The following is a 23,316-nucleotide window of genomic DNA, read 5'->3' on the forward strand; positions in this document are numbered from 1 at the left end:
CACAGGGTGCCCTCAGTCGCCTCCCACCCGCACCGCTACGGTGCCCCCGTGACTCCCGCGCCCCCGCCGTCCGCGGCGGAGCCCGCCTGGACCGATCTCGACAGCGCGTCGGGACGTCCGCTGCACCCGGCGGCGCGCGAGGCGATGCTGGCCGCCTACGACGCCGGCTACGCGGACGTGCGGCGGCTCCACCACGCCGGCCGACGCGCGCGTGCGGTCCTCGACAACGCCCGCGAGGTCGTCGCCGAGAGCCTGCAGGTGCGTCCCGACGAGGTCACGTTCACCGGGTCGGGCACCGAGGCGGTGCACCGCGGCCTCCTCGGCCTCGTGCGTGGACGTCGGCGCGAGGGCAGCGTCGTGGTGCGCTCGGCCGTCGAGCACTCCGCGGTCCTGCACGCGGCCGACTTCGCCGAGCGGGAGTCGGGCACCACCTCGGACGCCGTCGTCGTGGACCCCACGGGCCGGGTCGACCTGGACGCGCTCGCGGGCCGGCTCGCCGCGCACGCCGCCCCGGGCGGCCCCGGCACGGCCCTGGTCGCGCTGCAGAGCGCCAACCACGAGGTCGGCACCCGCCAGCCGGTCGAGCAGGCCGCCGCGATCGCCGCGGGGCACGGCGTACCGCTGCTGGTCGACGCCTGCGCCTCGGTCGGGTGGGAGCCGCTGCCGACGGGCTGGGCGGTCGCGACGGCCTCCGCGCACAAGTGGGGCGGGCCGTCGGGCGTGGGCGTGCTGCTCGTTCGCAAGCACGCGCGCTGGCGCGACCCCTCCCCCGCCGACGACCGTGGCGACCGCCGGGCCGTCGGCTTCGAGTCGGCGCCCGGCGCGCTCGCCGCCGCCGCCGCGCTGCAGGCCACGCTGGCCGAGTCGGATCGGACGGCTCGTCGCGTCGCGGCCCTCGTCGACCGCGTCCGGGGCGAGGTGGCCCGCACGGTGCCGGAGGTCGACGTCGTCGGGGACCCGACGGACCGGCTGCCGCACCTGCTGACGTTCTCGTGCCTCTACGTCGACGGCGAGGCGCTCGTGAGCGTCCTCGACCGCGAGGGCTTCGGCGTCGGCAGCGGCTCGGCGTGCACGGCGTCCACGCACGAGCCCTCCCACGTGCTGGCGGCCATGGGCGCGCTCACCCAGGGCAACGTGCGGATCTCGCTGCACCCGGGCACGACGGAGGCGGAGGTCGACCGCTTCCTCGCGGTCCTGCCGCGGGTCGTGCGGGACCTGCGGGCCGAGATCGGCGCCTGAGGCGCCGCCGTCCGTCAGTCGCGGACGATGGCGAGGTGCGGGGCGACGTCGGCCACGGCCTCCGGTCCGTACGCCGACTCCAGGCGCTCCAGGAACGCGGCGCGACCGAGCTCGTACTCCTGCGTGCCGACCCGCTCCACCACGTAGACGGCGAGCAGGCAACCGAGCTGCGCGGCACGCTCGTCGCCCAGGCCCCAGCTGAGCGCGGCCAGGTAGCCGGCGCGGAACGCGTCGCCCACGCCGGTCGGCTCGACCTTCGCGATCTCGGGGACGGCGGCGACGACCACCGGCTCGGCGCCCTTGCGCTCCAGGCGTACGCCCTCGGCACCCAGCGTGATCACCCAGGTGCCCACGCGGTCGAGGACCTCCTCGTGGCTCCAGCCGGTCTTCGACTCGATGAGCGCCGCCTCGTACTCGTTCGAGAAGAGGATCGCCGCGCCGTCGATCAGCGGGCGGATCAGGTCGCCGTCGCCGAAGGCGAGCTGCTGCGACGGGTCGGCGACGAACCGGTAGCCGCGCTGGCGGCACTCGTCGGTGTGGCGCAGCATCGCGGGCGGGTCGTTCGGGCCGACGAGCACGTAGTCGGGCTCGCCCACCCGCTCGACGATCGGCTGCAGCTCGATCTCGCGGGCCTCGCTCATCGCGCCGGCGTAGAAGGTGGCGAACTGCGCCATCGCGGCGTCGTTCGTGCACACGAACCGCGCCGTGTGCTTCGTCTCCGAGACGTGCACCGAGTCGCAGTCGACCTGGTGGCGCTCCAGCCACGAGCGGTAGTCCACGAAGTCCTCGCCGACCGCCCCGACCAGCACCGGGCGCAGCCCGAGGTTGCCGAGCCCGAAGGAGATGTTGGCGGCGCACCCGCCGCGGCGGACCTCGAGGTCCTCCACCAGGAAGGAGACCGACAGCTTGTCGAGCTGGTCGACCACGAGGGAGTCGGAGAACTTCCCCGAGAAGGTCATCAGGTGGTCGGTCGCGATGGATCCGGTGACGATGAGGGACACGTCGGACGACCCTACGCGAAGGGCCGGGAACACTACCAACGGGTACCGCTGGGCCTACCCGGTGGTAGGTCGTAGCGTCGCGAGCATGACCCGTTCACCGCAGACCCGCGCCGCGTACGCCGACCCCTCGGCCCCCGCCGACCTCGTCGAGGACTGCAGGATCGCCCGGGCCGCACTGCAGCCGGCTCCCTCGCTGGCCTACGCCGACCGCCCCCGCGAGACCCCCAAGCCGACCATCGACATCTCGGCGGCCGCGGCGCGCATCGCCCGCGCCGTCTACCAGGACTGAGCCGCGCGCCGGTCCCGCCCCAGGCTGCCGACCCGAGCGGCAGACGACGAAGGCCCCCGTCCACCAGGACGGGGGCCTTCGTGCTGCTCGGCAGGTGCCGGGCGGCTCAGTGGAACGAGTCGCCGCAGGCGCAGGAGCCGGTCGCGTTCGGGTTGTCGATCGTGAAGCCCTGCTTCTCGATCGTGTCCACGAAGTCGATCTCGGCGCCGTTGAGGTACGGCACGCTCATCCGGTCGACCACGACGGCGACGCCGTCGAAGTCCGTCACGACGTCCCCGTCGAGCGTGCGCTCGTCGAAGAACAGCTGGTAGCGGAGACCGGAGCAGCCGCCCGGCTGCACGGAGATCCGCAGCGCGAGGTCGTCACGACCCTCCTGCGCCAGGAGGCTCTTGATCTTGCTCGCTGCTACCGCGCTGAGGTTGATCTGGTCGGTGCGACGCTCGGTCGCGGTGGTCTCGACCTGCTCGGTCATCTGCGCTCTCCCCACGGGATCGACGGGTGTTCGGCGGAGGGACGGAACCCTCCGACCTCGTCAATGGTGACACACCGGCGCCGTATTCCCGAGCCCTGAGCACGAGATCCGGACCGGGGCCCGTTTCGCCTGCGTCAGCGCGCCCAGGTCCGCGCGACCCGGGCGGCCGTGACGACGAGCGCGTCGTACGCCCGGTCCAGGGCGCCGTGGGCGCCCACGTCGTCGACCACGGCGTACGCGGCCTCCACCCCGAGCGCGCGCATCTCGCGCGCACCGACGAGCACCTCCCCCGCGACCACCACGCAGGGCCGCAGGGCGGCCTCGGCCACCCGGGCCACGCCGTGCGGTGCCTTCCCCGTGCGGCTCGTGTGGTCGAAGCGCCCCTCGCCGGTCACCACGACGTCCGCGCGGCGCGCCCGCGCCGGCAGGTCGACGGCCTCGAGGACGAGGTCGACCCCGGAGGTGGTGCGCCCGCCGAGCAGTCCCAGCGCGTACCCGATCCCGCCCCCCGCGCCCGCGCCGGGCTCGAGCGCGGCGCGCCGACCGGCGACCCTCGCCCACGCCTCGAGCACCGCGTCGACGACCACGACGCGCTCCTCGGCGATCCCGCGCTCGACGCCGGAGGCCCGCACCGTGCCGAACAGGCCCGTGAGGGGTGCCGTCACGTCGGCGGCGACCACCAGCTCCACGTCGGCGGTGCGGGCCCGCGCGGCCGACAGGTCCACCGCGCCGAGACCCGCCAGGGCGGCGGGTCCCTGGTCGAGGGGCCGGTCCGCGTGGGCCCCCAGGGCGGCCAGCAGACCGGCGCCGCCGTCGGTCGTCGCCGTGCCGCCGACGCCGACCACGACGCGGCGCGCGCCCGCGGCGACCGCGGCGGCGACGAGCTCGCCGACACCCCGGCTGGACGCGTCCTCGGCCCGGCCGTCGCGGGCGAGCGCGAGACCGCAGGCCTCCGCCGACTCGACGTACGCCGTGTCGCCCGCCAGCAGCCAGGCCGCCGGGACCGGCTCGCCGAACGGGCCGTCCACGGTCGCCGCGACCAGCTCACCGCCCAGGGCTGCATGGAGGACGCCGACGAAGCCCGGGCCGCCGTCAGCCACGGGCGCGAGGTCGACCTCGGCGTCCGGCGCCTGGCGCCGCCACCCCTCCGCGATGGCGGCGGCGGCCTGCGGGGCGGTGAGGGTGCCGGCGAACTCGTCCGGCGCGACGAGGACGCGCATGCGCCCATCCTGGGGCCATCGGCGTCGCGGGGCGAGCGGGGCGCTCTACGATGGTGACCATGACCACTGTGGACCTCCCCCTGCTCCCGCTGGGTCGCGGCCGCGACCTGTCCTCGGAGGCGGGCGTGGACTGCCCCGGCGACCTGCCTGCCGCGTCCGACCCCGACCTGGTCGAGCGCGCCCGGGCCGCGAAGGAGGCGCTGGGCGACCGGGTGTTCGTGCTGGGCCACCACTACCAGCGCGACGAGGTCATCCAGTTCGCCGACGTCACCGGCGACTCCTTCAAGCTCGCCAAGGACGCGGCCGCGCGACCGGACGCGCCGTACATCGTGTTCTGCGGCGTCCACTTCATGGCCGAGTCCGCCGACATCCTCACCGGCGACGACCAGCAGGTCGTGCTGCCCGACCTCGCGGCCGGGTGCTCGATGGCGGACATGGCGGCGCTCGGGCAGGTGGAGGACGCGTGGGACGCCCTGGTCGACGCGGGCGTCGCGGACGACGTCGTGCCCGTGACCTACATGAACTCCTCGGCCGACATCAAGGCCTTCTGCGGCCGCAACGGCGGGGCGGTGTGCACCTCGTCGAACGCCGACGTCGCCCTCGAGTGGGCCTTCGACCAGCGGCCCGAGGGCCGCGCCAAGATCCTGTTCCTCCCCGACCAGCACCTCGGGCGCAACACCGCGGTGCTGAAGATGGGTCTCACGCTCGAGGACTGCGTGGTGTGGAACCCGCACCGTCCGAACGGCGGCCTCACGCCGCAGCAGCTGCGCGACGCCCGGATGATCCTGTGGAAGGGCCACTGCTCGGTGCACGGCCGCTTCTCGGCCGACACCGTCGACGCCCTGCGGGCCTCCATCCCTGGCGTCACCGTCCTGGTCCACCCCGAGTGCAACCACGACGTGGTCACCCGCGCCGACCTGGTGGGCTCCACCGAGTTCATCATCCGCACCATCGAGGCCGCCGAGCCCGGCACGTCGTGGGCGATCGGCACCGAGCTGAACCTCGTCAAGCGGCTGGCCGACGCGCACCCGGACAAGAACATCTCGTTCCTCGACCGCACGGTCTGCTACTGCTCGACCATGAACCGGATCGACCTGCCGCACCTGGTGTGGGCGCTCGAGTCGCTGGTCGCCGGCACCGTGCCGAACGTGATCTCGGTCGATGCCGAGACCGAGAAGTGGGCGAAGGTCGCGCTGCAGCGGATGCTGGACCTGCCCGCTCGCTGAGCCGCGCCTCAGGCGTCCGGCAACCAGACCCAGGCGGTCGTGCCGCCCCCCTCGCGGGGGTCGAGGCCGATCCGGCCGCCGTGGGCCTGCATGACGCGCCTGCAGGTCGCCAGCCCGATGCCCGAGCCGTCGGCCGCCTCGTCGAGGCGCACCAGGGGCTCGAAGACCCGCTCGACGTCCGCCTCGGCGATGCCGCGACCGCGGTCGGAGACCTCGACCCGCCACCCCTCGCCGTCGCGTCGCGCCGAGATCGTGATCTCGGCGGGCCGGCCGTCGAGACGGAACTTGGCGGCGTTCGCGACCAGGTTCTGCAGCACCGCCCGCAGCTGGGTGCGGTCCCCGCTCACCGTCGGGAGCTCCCCCACCTCCACGTGGGCGCCGGCCAGCACGCGGGCCAGGTCCGCGAGCATCGCGTCGACCTCCGCGCGGAGGTCGACCTGGGTGCGGCGCAGCGTCCCGCCCACCCGCGCGAACGCGAGCAGGTCCTCGATCAGCGCCTGCATCCGCTTGGTGCCCCGCAGGGCCCGCTCGACGGCCACGAGGTCGGCGGGCCGGTCCTCGTCGACGAACTCCTCCTGCAGGAGGTAGAGCGACATGGCGACGGTCGAGAGCGGGTTGCGCAGGTCGTGGCTGACCTGGCCCGCGAAGGCCGCGAGGTGCTCGTTGGAGCGCACGAGCTCGTCGCGCAGGTCCGCCATCCGGCGCAGCGAGTCGTCCAGCGCCCGCGTGCGGCGGGAGAGCTCGAGGATGTCGACGATGCGCCCGGCGAGCGCGCTCAGCGCCAGCTTCTGCGTCTCGTCGAGCTCACGGGGCTCCGTGTCGAAGACGCACAGGGTGCCGACCGCCACGTCGTCCGGCGAGATCAGCGGCTGCGCCGCGTAGAACCGGACCTCGCCGAGCCGCCCGTCGACGAACGGGTTGGCGCTGAACCTCGGGTCCGAGCTGGCGTCCGGCACGACGACCTGGCCGCCGAGGGTGAGGCTGAGCGCGCACATCGAGTCCTCGCGCCGGCAGATCGACGACGGGAACCCGATCGTCGCCACCTGGTGCTGCTCGGTGGAGGTGATGACGTTCACCGTCGCGAGCGGCACCCGGGCCACGAACGCGGCCATCTCCACGATGGCCTGCAGCTCCTTCGGCGGCTCGTCGATGACCTCGTACGCCTCGATCACGTCGTCGATGCGCTGCAGCATGTCCCCGGCCACCCGGCCGCCCCCTTCTGGCGGCCTCACGGCCGCGTCGTCCCGACACCGGTCACAGACCGGGCGCACCCCACAGTGCCAACCACCGCTGCAGGCTCTGCTCGACGGGGATCTCCCCTGCCAGCTGGTCCCGGACGGTGATCTCCAGAAGATTGTCACGCCGCTCGGGCCCGGTGGGCGCGAACGGGTAGAACGTGCCCTGCTTGTAGAGGTAGACGAGCCCGACGCTGCGGCCCTCACCGCTGCGGAAGCCCACCACCGAGCACAGCAGGGAGGGCGAGAAGCCCTGCTCCTCGAGCAGCACGTTGACCGCGTGCAGGTCGGTGCACAGTCCGGCCACGTCGTCCGGCTGACGCCGCACCACGAGCCACGTGAAGCCGAAGTCGTCCACCGAGCGCTCGACCGCGGGCGTGCGCGGGTCCGCCTCCAGCAGCGCGACGATGTCGGACTGGGCGGTGCGGAACGCGGCCCCCTCGGCGGCGCGGAAGCAGACCGAGCCAACGCCGGTGGGCTGCAGGTCGACGGCCGTCTGGAGCGTGACCGCGGCGCTCGGCACCGCGAACAGCGCGTCGAGGTTGGCCTGCCGCGGCGCACGACGACCCCGGATCGCGTCCCAGAGACCCACCTCAGGCCCCCTGGCGGCCGAGGTCGGCCTGGATCCGGGCGAGCTGCTCGAGCCGCTGCTCGAGCGAGGGGTGGGTCGCCGTGAGGGTGCTGAACGAGGCGCCGCTGATCGCCGGGGCGATGAAGAACGCGTTCATCGCACGCGTGGTGCGCAGGTCGCGCTGCGGGATGCTGGCCATCTCTCCGGTGATCTTCTGCAGCGCCGAGGCCAGCGCGGCGGGCTTGAGCGTCAGGTACGCCCCGGCGCGGTCGGCGCACAGCTCCCGGTAGCGCGAGAGCAGCCGCGTCAGGAAGAAGCTGATGGCGTACACCACCAGCGAGACCACGAGCGCGAGGAGCAGGCCGACCACGCGGGCGTTGCCCTCCTTGCCGCCGCGTCCGCCTCCGAACATCGCGCCGTACTGCGCACCCCGCGTCACCATGCCCGCGACGATGCCCGCCGACGACGCGATCGTCATCACCATCACGTCGCGGTGGGCCACGTGGGAGAGCTCGTGGGCCAGCACGCCCTCGAGCTCCTCCGCGTCGAGCCGGCGCAGGATGCCGGTCGTCACGCACACCACCGCCCGGTCCGGGGACCGGCCGGTCGCGAACGCGTTCGGGATGTCCATGTCCGACACGCCCACCCGCGGCTTCGGCATGTCGGCCATCGCGCAGAGCCGGTCGATCATGCCGTGCAGCTCGGGCGCCTCCTGGGGCGAGACCTCGCGGGCGCGCATCGCGCGCATCGCGAGGGTGTCCGAGGACCACCACTGGAAGAACGCGATGCCGAGGCCGACGAGGCCGACGACCATGGCGAGGGCGGCGCTCTGCACGGCGAACATGATCCCCACGACGAGCGTGACGAACAGGCCGCCGAGCAGGAACATCACGAGCGTCATGCGCGTCGTGAGCCCCCGGTCGGGGAGGAAGCGGGTCTGGGCCATGCGGTCAGGCGTGCCGTCAGCCGGGGATCAGGCCGTCGTCGCCCAGCATCGCGCGGACCTCGTCGATGGAGGCGTCCTCGGGCGGGAGGATCAGGTCCGACTCGTCGAGCGCGTCGGCGGCGTGCGGCACGCCCTCGGCGCGCACGCCGGCGAGGAGCGCGGCCAGGGCCGGGCGGAACGCCTCGACGTCCCCGGCCTCCACCGCCGCCTCGACGGCGTCGTCGAGGGAGTTGAGGGACTCGAAGCAGGCGTCGGTGATGTCGAACTGACCCTCGCCGAGGATGCGGACGATCATGCCTGGCCCCCCTCGGCCTGCTTGCGCTGCTCCGGCGTCAGGATGTCGGCGCCCGCGCCGCCCTCGATCGCCTGCGGGGCGTTCGACGGGGCGGAGAGGCCCTTCAGCGCGGCCAGCTCGGCCTCGACGTCGGCGCCCGAGCTGAGGGCGTCGAGCTCGCGGGCGATGTCGTCGCCACGGTTGAGCGAGGAGGCGTCGTCGAGCGCGCCCGACGCGAGCAGCTCGTCGATCGCGCCGGCACGGGCCTGCATCTGCGCCGTCTTGTCCTCGGCACGCTGGATGGCCATGCCGACGTCGCCCATCTCCTCGCCGATGCCGGACATCGCCTCGTTGATGCGGGTCTGCGCCTCCGCGGCCGTGTAGGTCGCCTTGATCGTCTCCTTGCGCGTGCGGAAGGACTCGACCTTCGCCTGCAGCCGCTGCTGCGCGAGGACGAGCTTCTCCTCCTCGCCCTGCAGCTGGGCGTGCTGCGTCTGGAGGTCCGCGATCTGCTGGCCCAGGCCCGACTTGCGGGTGAGCGCCTCGCGGGCGAGGTCCTCGCGACCGACCTGGATCGCCTTCTGCGCCTGGTCCTGCAGCTTGTCGGCCTGCTGCTGCAGCTGGTTGACCTGCAGCTCGACGCGCTTGCGCGACGTCGCGACGTCCGCGACCCCGCGGCGTACCTTGCTCAGCAGCTCGATCTGGCGCTGGTAGCTGTAGTCGAGCGTCTCGCGCGGGTCCTCCGCGCGGTCGATCGCCTTGTTCGCCTTGGCCCGGAAGATCAGGCTCATGCGCTTCATCAGACTCATCGGGGGCCTCTCCTCGGGGCGTTGGGCGGCACACGGGCCACGAGCCCGGCTTCCCGGACCACCCTAGGGCCAAACATCAAGGGGCGCGCGGGCGGTAGTCTGACCCCGGCGGGCCCGCGAGACCGGCGCCGCCGTCCGTTCGCCGCCCTTCCCGTCCTGTGAGGCCTCGCTTGTTCCGTCGCACGTCCCGCTCCCCCGAGTCCGCCGAGCCCGGCGACGCCGTCGAGGCCCCCGCGGCCGCCGACCCGCTCGCCCCCTCCCGGCCCGCGAGCAAGGGGCGTCCGACCCCCAGCCGCCGCGAGGCCGAGGCGGCCGCCCGCGCCCGGGCCAAGCCCGCCCGGACCCGCAAGGAGCTGGCGGCCCGCGACCGCGCCGCGCGCGCCGAGCGCCAGGCGAAGGTCCGCGAGGCGATGCGGACCGGCGACGACACCCACATGCCGCCGCGCGACAAGGGCCCGAAGAAGCGCCTGGTGCGCGACGTCGTCGACGCCCGCTTCGGCTTCACCGAGCTGATCCTGCCGCTGATGATCCTGTCGCTGGTGATGCAGTACTCGGGCAACGCCCAGCTGCAGAGCACCGGCGTCCTGGTCTTCCTGATGATGTTCATCCTCGTGGTTCTCGACGTCTTCTGGCTCCGCTTCCGACTGCGGCGCGAGGTGCGCAAGCGCTTCGGCGACGAGTCGCAGAAGGGCCTGATGTTCTACGCGGTCACCCGCTCCATGCAGGTCAAGCCGCTGCGGATGCCGAAGCCGCAGGTCAAGATCGGCGCGAAGCTGCCCGAGCGCTACTGACGACGCGGCGGCCCTGCCGCGCCCCGTTCCTCCCGCCAGCACCCGTCCGCACACCCGGGCGGGTGTTGTCGCGTCCGGCCCCGTGCGGCATTATGTGACCCCGGTCACTCGGACGAGATGGGGGTGGGACCGTGCTCGGACCGCTGCCGAGGCGCTACCGCTGGACGCTGGGCGCCGGTGTCCTCGCCGTGTTCGTGGTGCTGGGCCTCGTCGCGGGAGCGGCGAGCACCGTGCCGCTGCTCCTGCCCTCCGCGGTCACCCTCGCGGTCCCGCTCGGCCTCGGTGCGGCCTACCTGCTGCTCCACGACTTCTCCGCCCGCGCCCGCCTCTGAGGCGCCGGACCGTCCCTGCCCTCGACCCGGCGTGCGGCCGGACCCGCGGGCGGACGTACGCTCCGCGCGTGCCCGACCCGACCGTCTCCGAGGAACGCCGCGCCGTCACCCGCCAGGGTCTGGCGATCGGCGTCGCCACGGGGCTGTACGGCACGTCCTTCGGCGCCGTCGGGGTGGCATCCGGCCTGAGCGTCGCCCAGACCTGTGCGCTGTCGTTCCTCGTGTTCACGGGCGCCTCGCAGTTCGCCTTCGTCGGCGTGCTCGTCGCGGGCGGCTCGCCGTGGTCGGGGGCGGCGACAGGGCTCATGCTCGGTGCCCGCAACACCCTCTACGGCCTGGGCCTCGCACCGCGGTTGCAGTGGCGGGGATGGCGACGTGCCGGCGCGGCGCAGGTGGTCATCGACGAGTCCAGCGCGGTCGCGACCGCGACGAGCAGCACGTCGGCGGCCCGCGTCGGGTTCCTCGTCACCGGGATCTCGGTGTTCGTGCTGTGGAACGCGATGACGCTGGTCGGCGCCCTCCTGGGCACCGCCCTGGGCGACCCGCGGACGTACGGCCTCGACGCCGCCGTCGGCGCCGCCTTCCTGGCCCTGCTCTGGCCGCGCCTGACCGACCGGCGCACCGTGGCCGTCGCCGTGGCCGCAGCCCTGCTCGCGCTGGTCCTGGTCCCGCTGACACCGGCGGGGGTGCCGGTGCTCGCCGCGGCCTCCGTCGCCCTGGTCGCCGCGCTGCTGCCCGCGCCCTCCGGCGCCGCCGGCGCCGCCGGCACCGCGGAGGACGTCCGATGAGCGCGACCTGGGCCGCGATCCTCGTGCTGGCCGCGGGGAGCTACGCCCTCAAGCTGGCAGGGCTCTCGCTCCCGGCGGGGGTGCTGGAGCGCCCGCTGGTACGCCGCGTGGCCCTGGCCCTGCCCGTGGCCCTGCTCGCCGCGCTCGTGGCCGTGCAGGTCGCCGCCGACGGCGCCCGCGTCACCGTCGACGCCCGGGCCGCCGGGCTCGGCGTCGCGGTGCTCCTGCTGCTCGCCCGGGCCAACTTCCTCGTCGTGGTCGTCGGCGGCGCCGTCACCGCCGCGCTGCTGCGCTGGTGGGTCGGCTGACCCAGGGCGGCTCAGTCGAGGTCGAGCAGGTGCTCCAGGCCGATCGTGAGGCCCGGGCGCGCCGCGATGCCGCGCACGCCGACCAGGACGCCGGGCGCGAACGAGGCCCGGTCCATCGAGTCGTGCCGGATGGTCAGCGTCTCCCCCGGGCCGCCGAGCACGACCTCCTGGTGCGCGACCATGCCGCGGATCCGCAGCGCGTGCACGGGCACGCCCTCGACGCTCGCCCCCCGCGCGCCGTCGAGCGCCGTCGAGGTGGCGTCGGGCATGGGCTCGCAGCCGGCGTCGCGACGGGCCGCCGCGACCAGCTCGGCGGTGCGCCGGGCCGTGCCGGAGGGCGCGTCCGCCTTGGTGGGGTGGTGCAGCTCGACGATCTCGACGGAGTCGTAGAAGCGAGCGGCCTCGGCCGCGAAGCGCATCATCAGCACGGCCCCGATCGAGAAGTTGGGAGCGATGAGGACCCCGGTCGCGGGCGAGTCCGCCAGCCAGGTGCGCAGCCGCTCGAGCCGCTCGTCGTCGAAGCCCGTGGTGCCGACCACCGCGTGGATGCCGTGCTCGACGCAGTGGCGCAGGTTGTCCATCACGACGTCCGGGTGGGTGAAGTCCACGACCACCTGCGCGCCGGAGCGCTCCAGGGTGCGGACGTCGTCGCCCGCGTCGAGGGCGGCGACCAGCTCGAGCCCGTCCGCGGCCTCCACGGCCGCGCAGATCTCGCGTCCCACCTTGCCGCGGGCACCGAGCACCCCGACCCTGGTCGCGCCCGCCGTGCCCGTCGTCTCGTCGCTCACGGAGCACCAACCTACCGTGCCCGGGAGCGCGTGCCGGAGCCGATCGGGGTGCCCGCACCGTGTGGCGGTCGCTGCGTCGCGCGCACGGTGATGGCAGTCTGTACCGCATGAGACGGCAGCCCATCCCCGCGCGGATCCGGTGGGGCGTCGACGTCATGGACGTCCAGCCCGGTGACCAGCTGCTCGAGGTGGGGTGCGGCCCTGGCGCCGCGGCCGAGCTGGTGTGCTCGCGCCTCGAGACCGGCAAGCTCTTCGCGATCGACCGCTCCGAGTCCGGCGTCGACCGCACGAAGCGCCGCTGCGCGAGCTACGTCGAGGCCGGCCGGCTGACCGTGCGGCAGATCGACCTGGCCACGCTGCGCGTGCCCGTGAAGCGGCTGCACAAGGCGTTCGCGTTCAACGTCAACCTGTTCTGGGTGCGCGGCGCCGGCGACGAGGTCGCCCTCCTGCACGAGAAGCTCCTGCCCGGCGGGCGCCTGTTCCTCTTCTACGAAGCCACGCGCCCCGAGGGCACGCGCCAGATCATCGACGGGGCCACCGAGGCCCTGACGGCCGGCGGCTTCCGCGTCTCCGTCGTGCAGAGCGCCCAGCCGGCCGTCGTCGCCGTCGTCGGGCAGCGGGTCACCGCGCAGGTCTGAGACCCCGAGAGCCCGGAGGCCTCCGGGGGCCCTCAGGCCGGTCCGACCACCGCGAGCACCTCGGGTCCGGCGAGCACCTCGCGGGCCAGCTCGGCGACCTCCTCGGGCGTGACGGCCGCGATCCGGCGCAGGACCTCGTCGACCTCGACGTGCGGGTCGCCGAGCAGCTCCGCCTTGCCGAGCCGGTGCATCCGCGAGGCCGTGTCCTCCATGCCGAGGACCAGGCCGGCGCGCAGCTGGCCCGCGGACCGGCGTACCTCGTCGGGGTCGAGGCCCCCGCGCGCGACCGCGGCGAGCTCCGCGCGCACCACCTCGAGCGTCGCGTCGAGCTTGGCCGGCAGGACGCCGACACCGACGCCCACCAGACCGGCACCGACGTGCTGGCTGGTGAACGCGTAGACCGAGTACGCCAGCCCCCGGCGCTCGCGGACCTCCTGGAAGAGCCGCGAGGAGGTGCCGCCGCCCAGGCCGGTCGACAGGATGCCCATCGCGAAGCGGCGCTCGTCGCCGCGGGCGAGGCCGCGTCCGCCGAGCACGACGTTGACCTGCTCGAAGGCCCGGTCCAGCCGCGAGGCGCCGGCGGCGACCGCGAGCGCCTCGGGGCGGGCGGGGGCGTCGGCCAGCGGGGCGGCCACCGGCTCCGCCTCGCCGTCGAGGAAGCCGTCGCGACCGAACGAGCCGGCGACCAGCGCCACGACCTCGTCGTGGTCGACGTTGCCGGCCGCCGAGACGACCAGGGTCGAGGCGCGGTAGTGCTCGCGCCAGAAGGCACGGACCTGGTCGGGCGTGATGGCCCCGATCGACTCCTCGGTGCCGGCGATCGGGCGCCCGTAGGGCCCGTCGCCCCAGGCCTGCGCGGCGAAGAGGTTGTGGACCATGTCGTCGGGGTCGTCGTCGTGCATGGCGATCTCGTCGAGGATCACCTCGCGCTCCGCCTCGACGTCGTCGTCGGCGACCGTGGACGAGGTCAGCATGTCGCCGAGCACGTCGATCGCCAGCGGCAGGTCGGCGTCGAGGACACGGGCGTGGAAGCAGGTGTACTCCTTCGCCGTGAACGCGTTGACCTCCGCGCCGACCTCGTCGAGCTCGATCGAGATGTCGAGCGCCGAGCGGGTCGTCGTGCCCTTGAAGAGCACGTGCTCGAGGAAGTGGGAGGCCCCGTGGACGCTCGGGTCCTCGTGGGCGGACCCCACGGGCACCCAGACGCCCAGGGCCGCGGAGCGTACGCCCGGCACGTGCTCCGTCACGACCCGCAGGCCGCTCGGCAGCACCGTGCGGCGCACGCCGGCGGGGAGGTCGAGCGGGGTGGCGGAGGCGGAGAACGGGGCCGGCCGGCCAGCAGAGGTCTGCTGGCCGGCCGGTCCGGTCGTGGAGGACGAGGTCACTCGGCGGAGTCACCCTCGGCCGGCGCCTCGGCGGCGGCCTCGCCGGCCGCCTCCTCGATCACGGGGACGAGCGACAGCTTGCCGCGGTCGTCGATCTCGCCGATCTCGACCTGGATCTTCTGGCCGACCGAGACGACGTCCTCGACCGACTCGACGCGCTTGCCGTCGTTGAGGGCCCGCAGCTTGGTGATGTGCAGCAGACCGTCCTTGCCCGGCATCAGCGAGACGAACGCACCGAAGTTCGTCGTCTTCACGACGGTGCCGAGGTAGCGCTCGCCGACCTCGGGCATCGTCGGGTTGGCGATCGCGTTGATCGCGGAACGGGCGGCCTCGGCGGCCGAGCCCTCCTCGGCGCCGATGTAGATCGTGCCGTCGTCCTCGATCGAGATCTGGGCGCCCGTGTCGTCCTGGATCTGGTTGATCACCTTGCCCTTGGGGCCGATGACCTCGCCGATCTTGTCGACGGGGATCTTCACGGTGATGATCCGCGGGGCGGTGGAGGACATCTCGGCCGGGGCCGCGATCGCCTCGTTCATGACCTCGAGGATCGCCAGGCGCGCGTCGCGGGCCTGGGTCAGCGCACCGGCGAGGACCTGGGCCGGGATGCCGTCGAGCTTGGTGTCGAGCTGGAGCGCGGTGACGAACTCCGGCGTGCCGGCGACCTTGAAGTCCATGTCGCCGAACGCGTCCTCGGCGCCGAGGATGTCGGTCAGCGCGACGTACTGCGTCTGACCGTCGACCTCGCCCGAGATGAGGCCCATCGCGATGCCCGCGACCGGCGCCTTCAGCGGCACGCCGGCGTGGAGCAGGCCGAGGGTCGAGGCGCAGACGGAGCCCATCGAGGTGGAGCCGTTGGAGCCCATGGCCTCGGAGAGCTGGCGGATCGCGTAAGGGAACTCCTCGCGCGTGGGGAGCACGGGCAGGAGGGCGCGGCGCGCGAGCGCACCGTGGCCGACCTCGCGGCGCTTGGGCGAGCCCACGCGACCCGTCTCGCCGGTGGAGAACGGCGGGAAGACGTACTTGTGCATGTAGCGGCGGTGCTTCTCCGGCGACAGCGTGTCGAGCTGCTGCTCCATCTTGAGCATGCCCAGCGTGGTGACACCCATGATCTGGGTCTCGCCGCGCTCGAAGAGGGACGAGCCGTGCACGCGGGGCAGGATGCCGACCTCGGCGTGCAGCGGGCGGATGTCCGCCAGGCCGCGGCCGTCGATGCGGACCTTGTCGCGCAGGACGCGCTCGCGCACGAGCTGCTTGGTCAGCGAGCGGAACGCGGCGCCGACCTCCTTCTCGCGACCCTCGAAGTCGCCGCCGACCTTCTCGAGCAGCGCGGCCTTGACCTCGTCGAGCTTGTCCTCGCGCTCCTGCTTGCCCGCGATGGTCAGCGCGGCGGCGGTGTCGGCCGAGACGGCGGCCTCGACCGCGGCGAACACGTCGTCCTCGTAGTCGAGGAAGATCGGGAACTCGACGACCGGCTTGGCGGCGGCCTTGGCGAGCTCCGCCTGGGCCTCGACGAGCTGCTTGATGAACGGCTTGGCGGCGTCGAGACCGCCGGCCACGACCTCCTCGGTCGGCGCCTGGACGCCGCCCTGGACGAGCGTCCACGCGCTCTCGGTGGCCTCGGCCTCGACCATCATGATCGCGACGTCGCCGGTGTCGGTCACGCGGCCCGCGACGACCATGTCGAAGACGGCGTCCTCGAGCTGGCTGTGCGTCGGGAACGCGACCCACTGGCCCTCGATGAGGGCGACGCGGACGCCACCGATCGGGCCGGAGAACGGCAGGCCCGAGAGCTGGGTCGACATCGACGCGGCGTTGATGGCCAGGACGTCGTAGGGGGCGTCCGGGTTGAGCGCCAGCACGGTGATGACGACCTGGACCTCGTTGCGCAGGCCCTTCTTGAAGGTCGGGCGCAGCGGGCGGTCGATCAGGCGGCAGGCGAGGATCGCGTCCTCGCCCGGGCGACCCTCGGAGCGGAAGAAGGAGCCGGGGATCTGGCCCGCGGCGTACATCCGCTCCTCGACGTCGATCGTCAGGGGGAAGAAGTCGAAGTGGTCCTTGGGGTGCTTCCCGGCCGTGGTGGCGGAGAGCAGCATGGTGTCGTCGTCGAGGTACGCCGTGACGGAGCCGGCGGCCTGGCGGGCGAGGAGCCCGGTCTCGAACTTGACGGTGCGGGTGCCGAACCTGCCGTTGTCGAGAACGGTCTCGACGGCGGAGATGACGGGCCCGGTGGGCTGGTTGGCCTCGGTCAAGGAGGATGCCTGTTCTGTGATGCGGAGCGAACCGCGCATCAGGTCCCACGGCGTTGCGTGCCGGTCTTCGATCGAGGCCCGCGGGGCGCCCACGGCGTCGTGCCGTGCGCCCCGAAGGCCACTACCGAGGACCGGGCCGGACGGTGCGGGTCGCTCCTGGTGGATGGTTCCGGATTCAGTTGTCGCGCCCGCGCCCACGAGGGCCCGTGCGCTGCGTCCGACGATAGCCGCTCCCCGCGCGGGAGTGCGGCAGCCTGACGCGACAGGAGCGGCCGCCCGGCGGGGCGACCGCTCCTGGCGGTGTCAACGGCGCAGACCGAGGCGCTCGATGATCGAGCGGTAACGGTTGATGTCCGTCTTGTTCAGGTAGTTGAGCAGCCGGCGACGCTGGCCGACGAGCAGCAGCAGGCCACGACGGCTGTGGTGGTCGTGCTTGTGCTGCTTGAGGTGCTCGGTCAGGTGGCTGATCCGGTGGCTCAGCAGCGCGACCTGCACCTCGGGCGAGCCGGTGTCGCCCTCGGTCGTGGCGTACTCGGCGATGATCTTCTTCTTGGTCTCCGCGTCGGTTCCGATCGACATGCGGGGCTCCTCTCGACTCGTTGCGCGGCGCGCCGGGGCCTGTTCACCCGGGCACTTCGGTTCCGCGGCCGTCCTGACGGCAACCGGGGAAAGGTAGCAGCGCGCGGCGCCGCGGCCCAAACCCTCGACCGGCCCGGCTCAGCCCGCCGGCTCCAGCACCGCCCGGGCCGCGACCCGCGCCGCGGCGGGGTCGTCGGCGGCGAGCACGGCCTCGGCCGCCTCCTCGCACTGCGCCAGGGTGACGCGGGCGAGCTGCGCGCCCACCGCGCGTACGGCGCCCGCGGCCATCGACAGCGACGTCACCCCCATGCCGACCAGCGCGCAGGCCAGCAGCGGGTCGGCGGCGGCCTCACCGCAGACGCCCACCGGCTTGCCGGCCTCCTGGCCCGCGGCCGCGGTGATCGCGACCAGGTGCAGCACGGCCGGCTGCCACGGGTCGGTGAGGTGCGCGAGGTCGGAGGCGAGGCGGTCCGCGGCCATCGTGTACTGCGTGAGGTCGTTCGTGCCGATCGACAGGAAGTCGACGACCTCGAGCACCCGGTGGGCCAGCACGGCGACCGCCGGGACTTCGACCATCGCGCCGGCCTTGAGGCCGCGCTGGTGGACCTGGGCCGCGAAGGCGGCGGCCTCCTCGCGGGTGGCCACCATGGGCGCCATCACCCAGGCGTCGACGCCGGTACGCCCCGCGGCCTCGGCCACCGCGTCGAGCTGGTGGGCCAGCAGCGCGGGGTTGTCCGCCGCCAGGCGCAGGCCCCGCACGCCGAGCGCGGGGTTCTCCTCGCCCTCGTGGGTCGCGAACGCGATCGGCTTGTCCGACCCGGCGTCGAGGGTGCGCACCACGACGTGACGACCGCTCGCGGCGTAGGGCTCGAACACCGCCGCGTACAGCTCCGCCTGCTCCTCGACGCTGGGCTCCGTGGGCCGGTCGAGGAAGGACAGCTCCGTGCGGAAGAGTCCGACGCCCTCGACGGGTTCCTCGGTGGCGGCACGGGCCGAGGCGGGGTCGGCGACGTTGGCGAGCAGCTTGACGGCCACGCCGTCCCGGGTCGCGGCGGGACCGCTCCACGCCGCCACCGCCGCCCGGCGCTCGCCGTCGGCCCGCACGAGCTCCGTGGCCTCCGCGGCGTCGGGCGCGACCGCGACGGTGCCGGCCGCGCCGTCGAGGAGCAGCGGCTCACCGCCCGGGAGCTCGAGCGCGCCGGCGACGCCGACCACGCAGGGGATGCCGAGCTGGCGGGCGATGATGGCGGTGTGGCTGGTCGCGCCGCCGTGGCGGGTGACGAGCCCGACGACCACCGCGGGGTCGAGGCCGGCCGTGTCGGAGGGCGCCAGGTCGGCCGCGACGAGCACGACCGGGGTGGCGGGCAGGACGACGCCGGGCTCGGCGACCCCGGCGAGCCGAGCGAGGATGCGCCGCTCGATGTCGCGCAGGTCCGTGACCCGCTCGGCCATCAGTCCGCCCTGCTGCTCGAAGAGCGCGACGAAGGTGTCGACGGCGGCCTCGACCGCCCCGACCAGGCCGGCGCCGGCGCGCAGCTGCTTGCGCACGCCCGAGCGCAGTCCGCGGTCGCGGGCCAGCCCGGCGCTCGCGGTGAGCACCTGGGCCGCCGCGCCCTCCACGCGCGCGGCGCGCTCGACGAAGCCGTCGGCCACCCCGGCGGCGGCCGACTCGAACGCCGCGAGCGCGGCGTCCGCGTCCTCGGTCGGTCGGGCCCGCAGGCGCTCGAGCGCGTCGGGGTCGACCTCCGTGGCGACACGGAGCGCGGGGGCGTACGCGACGCCGGGCACCACGGGCGTACCCCGCAGCAGAGCGGCCGCAGGGCCGGTTCCATCGGTGAGCATGCTCACAAGTTACCCCCTCGCACCCCTTGACAGTCAACACATTCGGGCATAGAACAACACGAACACAGGTTGGATCCACGAGAACGAAGACCAGCGGGAGACCACATGTACGCCGAGGAACGTCGCTCCGCGATGGCCCAGCGCATCAGCGCCCAGGGGCGCATCTCGGTCGCCGCGCTCGCGACGGACTTCGACGTCACGACGGAGACGGTGCGCCGCGACCTGAGCACCCTCGAGCGCCAGGGCGTGGTGCGCCGCGTCCACGGCGGGGCCGTCCCGGCCGCCACGCTGCGCGTCATCGAGTCGGGCGTGGCCGACCGCAGCCGGACCCGCACGGACGACAAGGACGCGATCGCCCGCCACGCCCTGCGCCACCTCCCCCAACCCGGCAGCACGGTCCTGCTCGACGCCGGCACCACCACCGCGGCGCTCGCCTCGGCCCTGCCCGCGCAGCACCCGCTGACCGTGATCACCCACTCCGTGCCGATCGCCGCCCGCCTGGCGGGGCTGGCGCAGGTCGAGCTGCACCTGCTGCCCGGCCGCGTGCGCCCCACCACGCTGGCGGCCGTCGGTCCCGACGCCGTCGCCGCCCTGGCCTCGCTGCGCGTCGACGTCGCGTTCGTCGGCACCAACGGCGTCAGCGCCGACCACGGCCTGTCCACCCCCGACTCCGAGGAGGCCAGCGTGAAGCGCGCGATCATCGCCGCCGCCCGCTCCGTCGTCGTGCTCGCCGACGCCAGCAAGATCGGCGAGGAGCACACCCGCAGCTTCGGACGCGCCGAGGACGTCGACGTGCTCGTCACCTCCCCCGGCGCGGACGACGACGCGCTGGCCGCGCTCACGGCGGCCGGCTGGGAGGTGGAGGTCGCGTGATCCTCACCCTCACCCCCAACCCGAGCGTCGACGAGACCGTCACCCTGGGTGGCCCGCTGGAGCGCGGCGCCGTGCAGCGGGTCGTCTCGAGCACCCGCCAGGCCGGTGGAAAGGGCGTCAACATCTCGCGCGCCTGCGTCGCGGCCGGTGAGCCGTCCGTCGCGGTGCTCCCCGCCCGTCCCGACGATCCGTTCGTCCTCGAGCTGCTCGGCGTCGGCGTCGACTGCCGGCCGGTGCGCACCGACGCCTCGGTCCGCGTCAACATCGCGGTCACCGAGCCCGACGGCACCACGACGAAGCTCAACAGCGCCGGCGCGACCGTGTCCCCCGACGTGCTCGACGAGCTCGCCGCTGCCCTGCGGCGCTACGCCCGCGACGCGGCGTGGACGGTCCTGGCCGGCAGCCTGCCGCCGGGGGCCCCGACCGACTGGTACGCCACGCTCACCGCCGGCCTCGCCGGCACCGGCACGCGGGTCGCCGTCGACACCAGCGACGCCCCGCTCCAGGCGCTCGTCGCCGCGCTGCCCGGCGCGGCGCCCACCCTGATGAAGCCGAACGCCGAGGAGCTGGCCTCCTTCGCCGGCGGCGACGCCGACGAGCTCGAGGCGGACCCGCACGCCGCGGCCCGCGCCGCCGTCCACCTGCTCGACCGCGGCGTGCGGACGGTGCTCGCCACCCTCGGCGGCAACGGCGCCGTCCTGCTCGAGCAGGCCGCCGACGGCTCCGTCGAGGCCTGGCACGCCTCGCCGCCGCCCACCACCGTCGTCAGCACCGTCGGCGCGGGCGACTCCAGCCTGTTCGGCTACCTGCTCGGCGACCTGCGCGGCCTGCCCGCGCCCGAGCGGCTCGCCCTCGGCGTCGCGTACGGCTCCGCCGCCGCCGGCCTGCCCGGCACCACGATCCCCCTGCCCGACCAGGTCCACCCGGACCTGGTCGCCATCCGCACCATCTCGCTCAACCGGAGTGACGCATGACCAACGAAGCAAGCCCCGCGCTGATCACCCCCGACCTCGTGCGGCTCGACGTCGCGCTGGGTGCCGACAAGGACGCGACGATCGACGGCCTCGTGGCCGTGCTCGACGCCGCGGGCCGTGCCCTCGACGCGGACGCGGTGCGTGCCGACGTCCTGGCCCGCGAGGCGAAGTCCTCCACCGGGCTGCCCGGAGGCATCGCCATCCCCCACTGCCGCACCGCCGGCGTCGCCCACCCGACGCTGACGTTCGCGCGCCTCGCTCCGCCGGTCGACTTCGGCGCCAAGGACGGGGCGGCCGACCTGGCCTTCCTCATCACGGCCCCCGACGGCGGCGGCAGCCTGCACATGAAGATCCTGCAGCAGCTCGCCCGCGCGCTCGCCAAGCCGGACTTCACCGCAGCGCTGCGCGCCGCCACGACGCCCGAGGAGGTCGTGGCCGCCGTCGAGTCCGCGGTGACCCTGCCGGCCGCCGAGCCCGCTCCGGCGACCGCTCCCACCGCCTCCGAGCCCGCCGCCCCCGCCGCGGCCGCCACGACCGGCCAGAACCCGCCGCGGCTCGTCGCGGTGACCGCGTGCCCGACCGGCATCGCGCACACCTACATGGCCGCCGAGGCCCTCGAGGCCGCCGCAGCCCGGGCGGGCGTGGACCTGCAGGTCGAGACCCAGGGCTCCGCCGGGTCGACCCCGCTGTCCCCGCAGGTCATCGCCGCCGCCGACGCGGTCGTGTTCGCCGTCGACGTCGGGGTGCGCGACCAGTCCCGCTTCGCCGGCAAGCCCGTGGTGCGCTCCGGCGTGAAGCGGCCCATCGACGACGCCGACGCGATGATCGCCGAGGCGCTGCGCGCCGCCGCCGACCCCTCCGCCCGTCGGGTCGAGGGCAGCGCCACCGAGGCCGGCGAGAGCGAGGGCGACGCCGAGTCCTGGGGCGCCCGCACGCGCCGCGTGCTGATGACCGGCGTCTCCTACATGATCCCGTTCACCGCCGCCGGCGGTCTGCTCATCGCGCTCGGCTTCCTCTTCGGCGGCTACACGATCACCGGCCCGGCCGGCGACATCGTGGCCACGAACTCGATCACGAACCTCCCGGACCTCCAGGCCGCCGGCCTCGAGAACGTGCTGTTCGACAGCCCGCTGCTGGCCTACCTCGGTGCGCTGCTGTTCACGCTCGGCGGCGCGGCGTTCGGCTTCCTGGTGCCCGCGCTGGCCGGCTACATCGCGTACGCCATCGCGGACCGGCCCGGCATCGCCCCCGGCTTCGTGATGGGTGCGATCGCCGGCACGATCAACTCCGGCTTCCTCGGCGGCATCATCGGCGGCGTCCTCGCCGGTGTCGTGGCGCTGTGGATCGGTCGGATCAAGGTGCCGACGTGGGCCCGCGGCCTCATGCCGGTCCTCGTCATCCCGCTCGGCGCGACCCTCGTGGCCGGCCTGCTGATGCTCGTCGTGCTCGCCCGCCCGCTGTCGTGGCTGATGGACTCCCTGACCGACGGCCTCAACAGCCTCGACGGTGGCTCCGCCGTGCTGCTCGGCGCCATCCTCGGCCTGATGATGGCGTTCGACATGGGCGGCCCGCTGAACAAGGTCGCCTACGGCTTCGCCACCGCGGGCCTCGCGAACGCGGCCGCGACCAGCGACGCCCCCGAGCTCAAGGTGATGGCGGCCGTCATGCTCGCCGGCATGGTGCCCCCGCTGGCCCTCGCCCTCGCCACCTTCGTCCGCCCGCGCCTGTTCAGCCCGGTCGAGCGCGAGAACGGCAAGGCCGCCGGCTTCCTCGGCATCTCGTTCATCACCGAGGGCGCAATCCCGTTCGCCGCGGCCGACCCGCTGCGCGTGATCCCCTCGATCATGCTCGGCTCGGCGGTCACCGGTGGCCTCTCCCAGCTGTTCGACGTCGGCCTGCGGGCCCCGCACGGCGGCGTGTTCGTGATCTTCGCGGTCGTCAACGTCGCCGGGTTCTTCATCGCGCTGGTCGCCGGGACGATCGTCGCGACGGCCGCGGTCCTGGCGGCCAAGACGTTCTTCCCGGTCGCCTCCTCGGGCTCCGCCGGTACCGTCGCCACCGGCTCGACCGGTTCCTCCGCGACCGCCCCCGCCGGGGTCGTGGCGGCCCGGACCACCGCCTGACCCGCAGCGCCCGACACCCGCCCCACCCGGAAGGAGCACCATGCCCACCGTCACCGTCGTCGTCGGCTCCGCCGACGGACTGCACGCCCGCCCCGCGGGGATCATCGCCGAGGCCGCCGAGGAGCTCGACGCGGACGTCGAGATCGGCCTCCCGGGCGACGAGCCCGTCGACGCCGCCTCCGCCCTGCTGATCATGACGCTCGGCGCCGGCAAGGGCGCGAGCGTCGAGGTCTCTGGCGACGACGAGGCCGCGGTCGCCGCGATCGCCGCGCTCGTCGAGAAGGACCTCGACGCCTGACGGACCCCTCCCGCACGACGACGGCCCGCTCCCCTCGGGGAGCGGGCCGTCCGTGCTCGGTGGGGG

Annotated in this window: 25 protein-coding genes; 12 read left to right on the forward strand and 13 right to left on the reverse strand. The window is 74.2% G+C overall.

The features are described from left to right. The first annotated feature begins 48 nt into the window (after positions 1-48). Positions 49-1,239, forward strand: coding sequence for a cysteine desulfurase family protein (locus RDV89_RS12105; RefSeq protein ID WP_315733307.1), 1,191 nt, complete (start codon positions 49-51; stop codon positions 1,237-1,239). 14 nt (positions 1,240-1,253) lie between these two features. On the opposite strand, the gene RDV89_RS12110 is transcribed toward RDV89_RS12105, so the two are convergent. Next, the gene (locus RDV89_RS12110; protein WP_315733308.1) at positions 1,254-2,240 is read right to left on the reverse strand and encodes a carbohydrate kinase family protein; all 987 of its coding nucleotides are present in this window, start codon (positions 2,238-2,240) and stop codon (positions 1,254-1,256) included. Positions 2,241-2,325: 85 nt separating this feature from the next. On the opposite strand from RDV89_RS12110, the gene RDV89_RS12115 reads away from it, so the two are divergent. Next, positions 2,326-2,529, forward strand: a complete 204-nt coding sequence (locus tag RDV89_RS12115) for a hypothetical protein (RefSeq protein WP_315733309.1) — start codon at positions 2,326-2,328, stop codon at positions 2,527-2,529. A 106-nt stretch (positions 2,530-2,635) separates the two neighbouring features. Here the strand turns inward: RDV89_RS12115 and erpA are convergent, their stop codons facing one another. Further along, positions 2,636-3,001 carry an iron-sulfur cluster insertion protein ErpA gene (gene erpA, locus RDV89_RS12120; RefSeq protein ID WP_315733310.1) on the reverse strand — a complete coding sequence of 122 codons (366 nt, stop codon included), beginning with the start codon at positions 2,999-3,001 and terminating at the stop codon, positions 2,636-2,638. A 134-nt stretch (positions 3,002-3,135) separates the two neighbouring features. Next, positions 3,136-4,221, reverse strand: a complete 1,086-nt coding sequence (locus RDV89_RS12125) for a glycerate kinase (protein ID WP_315733311.1) — start codon at positions 4,219-4,221, stop codon at positions 3,136-3,138. A gap of 59 nt (positions 4,222-4,280) precedes the next feature. Here RDV89_RS12125 and nadA point away from each other — a divergent pair, with 59 nt between their 5' ends. Further along, on the forward strand, positions 4,281-5,447 hold the full coding sequence (gene nadA, locus RDV89_RS12130; RefSeq protein WP_315733312.1) for a quinolinate synthase NadA: 1,167 nt from the start codon (positions 4,281-4,283) through the stop codon (positions 5,445-5,447). An 8-nt stretch (positions 5,448-5,455) separates the two neighbouring features. On the opposite strand, the gene RDV89_RS12135 is transcribed toward nadA, so the two are convergent. The 5 genes from RDV89_RS12135 to RDV89_RS12155 are packed head-to-tail and all read right to left on the reverse strand — an operon-like array spanning position 5,456 to position 9,282. After that, complete coding sequence (locus tag RDV89_RS12135; protein WP_315733313.1) at positions 5,456-6,652, reverse strand: sensor histidine kinase; 1,197 nt, start codon at positions 6,650-6,652, stop codon at positions 5,456-5,458. 49 nt (positions 6,653-6,701) lie between these two features. Continuing rightward, positions 6,702-7,274: a PspA-associated protein PspAB gene (gene pspAB / locus RDV89_RS12140; protein WP_315733314.1), complete on the reverse strand. Its 573-nt coding sequence runs from the start codon at positions 7,272-7,274 to the stop codon at positions 6,702-6,704. Between the two features lies 1 nt (position 7,275). Next, complete coding sequence (gene htpX, locus RDV89_RS12145) at positions 7,276-8,199, reverse strand: zinc metalloprotease HtpX (RefSeq protein WP_315733315.1); 924 nt, start codon at positions 8,197-8,199, stop codon at positions 7,276-7,278. 16 nt (positions 8,200-8,215) lie between these two features. Further along, complete coding sequence (gene pspAA, locus RDV89_RS12150) at positions 8,216-8,494, reverse strand: PspA-associated protein PspAA (RefSeq protein ID WP_315733316.1); 279 nt, start codon at positions 8,492-8,494, stop codon at positions 8,216-8,218. Then, complete coding sequence (locus RDV89_RS12155; RefSeq protein ID WP_315733317.1) at positions 8,491-9,282, reverse strand: PspA/IM30 family protein; 792 nt, start codon at positions 9,280-9,282, stop codon at positions 8,491-8,493. The genes pspAA and RDV89_RS12155 overlap by 4 nt, the downstream gene beginning before the upstream one ends. 170 nt (positions 9,283-9,452) lie before the next feature. Here RDV89_RS12155 and RDV89_RS12160 point away from each other — a divergent pair, with 170 nt between their 5' ends. The 4 genes from RDV89_RS12160 to RDV89_RS12175 all read left to right on the forward strand — a co-directional run bounded on the left by RDV89_RS12160 (position 9,453) and on the right by RDV89_RS12175 (position 11,501). Further along, complete coding sequence (locus RDV89_RS12160) at positions 9,453-10,073, forward strand: DUF3043 domain-containing protein (protein WP_315733318.1); 621 nt, start codon at positions 9,453-9,455, stop codon at positions 10,071-10,073. Positions 10,074-10,204: 131 nt separating this feature from the next. Next, positions 10,205-10,405 carry an OapA N-terminal domain-containing protein gene (locus tag RDV89_RS12165; RefSeq protein WP_315733319.1) on the forward strand — a complete coding sequence of 67 codons (201 nt, stop codon included), beginning with the start codon at positions 10,205-10,207 and terminating at the stop codon, positions 10,403-10,405. A gap of 68 nt (positions 10,406-10,473) precedes the next feature. Further along, a complete protein-coding gene (locus tag RDV89_RS12170) occupies positions 10,474-11,193 on the forward strand; it encodes an AzlC family ABC transporter permease (protein ID WP_315733320.1) in 720 nt (239 codons plus the stop codon). Further along, positions 11,190-11,501: an AzlD domain-containing protein gene (locus tag RDV89_RS12175; protein WP_315733321.1), complete on the forward strand. Its 312-nt coding sequence runs from the start codon at positions 11,190-11,192 to the stop codon at positions 11,499-11,501. Before RDV89_RS12170 ends, RDV89_RS12175 begins: the two co-directional genes overlap by 4 nt. Before the next feature lie 11 nt (positions 11,502-11,512). Here RDV89_RS12175 and dapB read toward each other — a convergent pair whose 3' ends face one another. Beyond that, on the reverse strand, positions 11,513-12,289 hold the full coding sequence (gene dapB, locus RDV89_RS12180) for a 4-hydroxy-tetrahydrodipicolinate reductase (protein WP_315733322.1): 777 nt from the start codon (positions 12,287-12,289) through the stop codon (positions 11,513-11,515). A 107-nt stretch (positions 12,290-12,396) separates the two neighbouring features. Here dapB and RDV89_RS12185 point away from each other — a divergent pair, with 107 nt between their 5' ends. Further along, positions 12,397-12,927, forward strand: coding sequence for a class I SAM-dependent methyltransferase (locus tag RDV89_RS12185; RefSeq protein WP_315733323.1), 531 nt, complete (start codon positions 12,397-12,399; stop codon positions 12,925-12,927). 32 nt (positions 12,928-12,959) lie between these two features. On the opposite strand, the gene RDV89_RS12190 is transcribed toward RDV89_RS12185, so the two are convergent. The 4 genes from RDV89_RS12190 to ptsP form a co-directional block, all read right to left on the reverse strand. Further along, a complete protein-coding gene (locus RDV89_RS12190; protein ID WP_315733324.1) occupies positions 12,960-14,312 on the reverse strand; it encodes a M16 family metallopeptidase in 1,353 nt (450 codons plus the stop codon). Continuing rightward, on the reverse strand, positions 14,309-16,561 hold the full coding sequence (locus tag RDV89_RS12195) for a polyribonucleotide nucleotidyltransferase (RefSeq protein ID WP_315733325.1): 2,253 nt from the start codon (positions 16,559-16,561) through the stop codon (positions 14,309-14,311). Before RDV89_RS12195 ends, RDV89_RS12190 begins: the two co-directional genes overlap by 4 nt. Before the next feature lie 303 nt (positions 16,562-16,864). Then, on the reverse strand, positions 16,865-17,140 hold the full coding sequence (gene rpsO / locus RDV89_RS12200; protein ID WP_369012409.1) for a 30S ribosomal protein S15: 276 nt from the start codon (positions 17,138-17,140) through the stop codon (positions 16,865-16,867). Between the two features lie 138 nt (positions 17,141-17,278). Next, positions 17,279-18,982: a phosphoenolpyruvate--protein phosphotransferase gene (gene ptsP, locus RDV89_RS12205; RefSeq protein ID WP_315733326.1), complete on the reverse strand. Its 1,704-nt coding sequence runs from the start codon at positions 18,980-18,982 to the stop codon at positions 17,279-17,281. Positions 18,983-19,087: 105 nt separating this feature from the next. Between ptsP and RDV89_RS12210 the strand changes: the two genes are divergently transcribed. From RDV89_RS12210 to RDV89_RS12225, 4 genes are read left to right on the forward strand one after another with little or no spacing between them, the layout of a single operon-like run. Then, positions 19,088-19,855 (forward strand): DeoR/GlpR family DNA-binding transcription regulator, encoded by a 768-nt coding sequence (locus tag RDV89_RS12210; protein WP_315733327.1) that lies wholly within the window; start codon positions 19,088-19,090, stop codon positions 19,853-19,855. Continuing rightward, positions 19,852-20,829: a 1-phosphofructokinase family hexose kinase gene (locus RDV89_RS12215; RefSeq protein ID WP_315733328.1), complete on the forward strand. Its 978-nt coding sequence runs from the start codon at positions 19,852-19,854 to the stop codon at positions 20,827-20,829. The genes RDV89_RS12210 and RDV89_RS12215 overlap by 4 nt, the downstream gene beginning before the upstream one ends. Beyond that, positions 20,826-22,952, forward strand: coding sequence for a PTS fructose transporter subunit IIABC (locus tag RDV89_RS12220; protein ID WP_315733329.1), 2,127 nt, complete (start codon positions 20,826-20,828; stop codon positions 22,950-22,952). The genes RDV89_RS12215 and RDV89_RS12220 overlap by 4 nt, the downstream gene beginning before the upstream one ends. 40 nt (positions 22,953-22,992) lie before the next feature. Further along, a complete protein-coding gene (locus RDV89_RS12225; RefSeq protein WP_315733330.1) occupies positions 22,993-23,250 on the forward strand; it encodes an HPr family phosphocarrier protein in 258 nt (85 codons plus the stop codon). The last annotated feature ends 66 nt before the right edge of the window (positions 23,251-23,316 follow it).

This window comes from Nocardioides imazamoxiresistens, from assembly GCF_032378595.1.
GTDB lineage: Bacteria > Actinomycetota > Actinomycetes > Propionibacteriales > Nocardioidaceae > Nocardioides > Nocardioides imazamoxiresistens.

Excerpts from the sequence above, each read along its gene's own strand:
- htpX (WP_315733315.1), bottom strand. The coding sequence starts at position 8,199 with ATGGCCCAGACCCGCTTCCTCCCCGACCGGGGGCTCACGACGCGCATG.
- RDV89_RS12220 (WP_315733329.1), top strand. The coding sequence starts at position 20,826 with ATGACCAACGAAGCAAGCCCCGCGCTGATCACCCCCGACCTCGTGCGG.
- nadA (WP_315733312.1), top strand. The coding sequence starts at position 4,281 with ATGACCACTGTGGACCTCCCCCTGCTCCCGCTGGGTCGCGGCCGCGAC.
- RDV89_RS12210 (WP_315733327.1), top strand. The coding sequence starts at position 19,088 with ATGTACGCCGAGGAACGTCGCTCCGCGATGGCCCAGCGCATCAGCGCC.
- ptsP (WP_315733326.1), bottom strand. The coding sequence starts at position 18,982 with ATGCTCACCGATGGAACCGGCCCTGCGGCCGCTCTGCTGCGGGGTACG.
- RDV89_RS12185 (WP_315733323.1), top strand. The coding sequence starts at position 12,397 with ATGAGACGGCAGCCCATCCCCGCGCGGATCCGGTGGGGCGTCGACGTC.
- rpsO (WP_369012409.1), bottom strand. The coding sequence starts at position 17,140 with ATGTCGATCGGAACCGACGCGGAGACCAAGAAGAAGATCATCGCCGAG.
- RDV89_RS12115 (WP_315733309.1), top strand. The coding sequence starts at position 2,326 with ATGACCCGTTCACCGCAGACCCGCGCCGCGTACGCCGACCCCTCGGCC.
- RDV89_RS12125 (WP_315733311.1), bottom strand. The coding sequence starts at position 4,221 with ATGCGCGTCCTCGTCGCGCCGGACGAGTTCGCCGGCACCCTCACCGCC.
- erpA (WP_315733310.1), bottom strand. The coding sequence starts at position 3,001 with ATGACCGAGCAGGTCGAGACCACCGCGACCGAGCGTCGCACCGACCAG.
- RDV89_RS12155 (WP_315733317.1), bottom strand. The coding sequence starts at position 9,282 with ATGAGTCTGATGAAGCGCATGAGCCTGATCTTCCGGGCCAAGGCGAAC.
- pspAA (WP_315733316.1), bottom strand. The coding sequence starts at position 8,494 with ATGATCGTCCGCATCCTCGGCGAGGGTCAGTTCGACATCACCGACGCC.
- RDV89_RS12175 (WP_315733321.1), top strand. The coding sequence starts at position 11,190 with ATGAGCGCGACCTGGGCCGCGATCCTCGTGCTGGCCGCGGGGAGCTAC.
- RDV89_RS12225 (WP_315733330.1), top strand. The coding sequence starts at position 22,993 with ATGCCCACCGTCACCGTCGTCGTCGGCTCCGCCGACGGACTGCACGCC.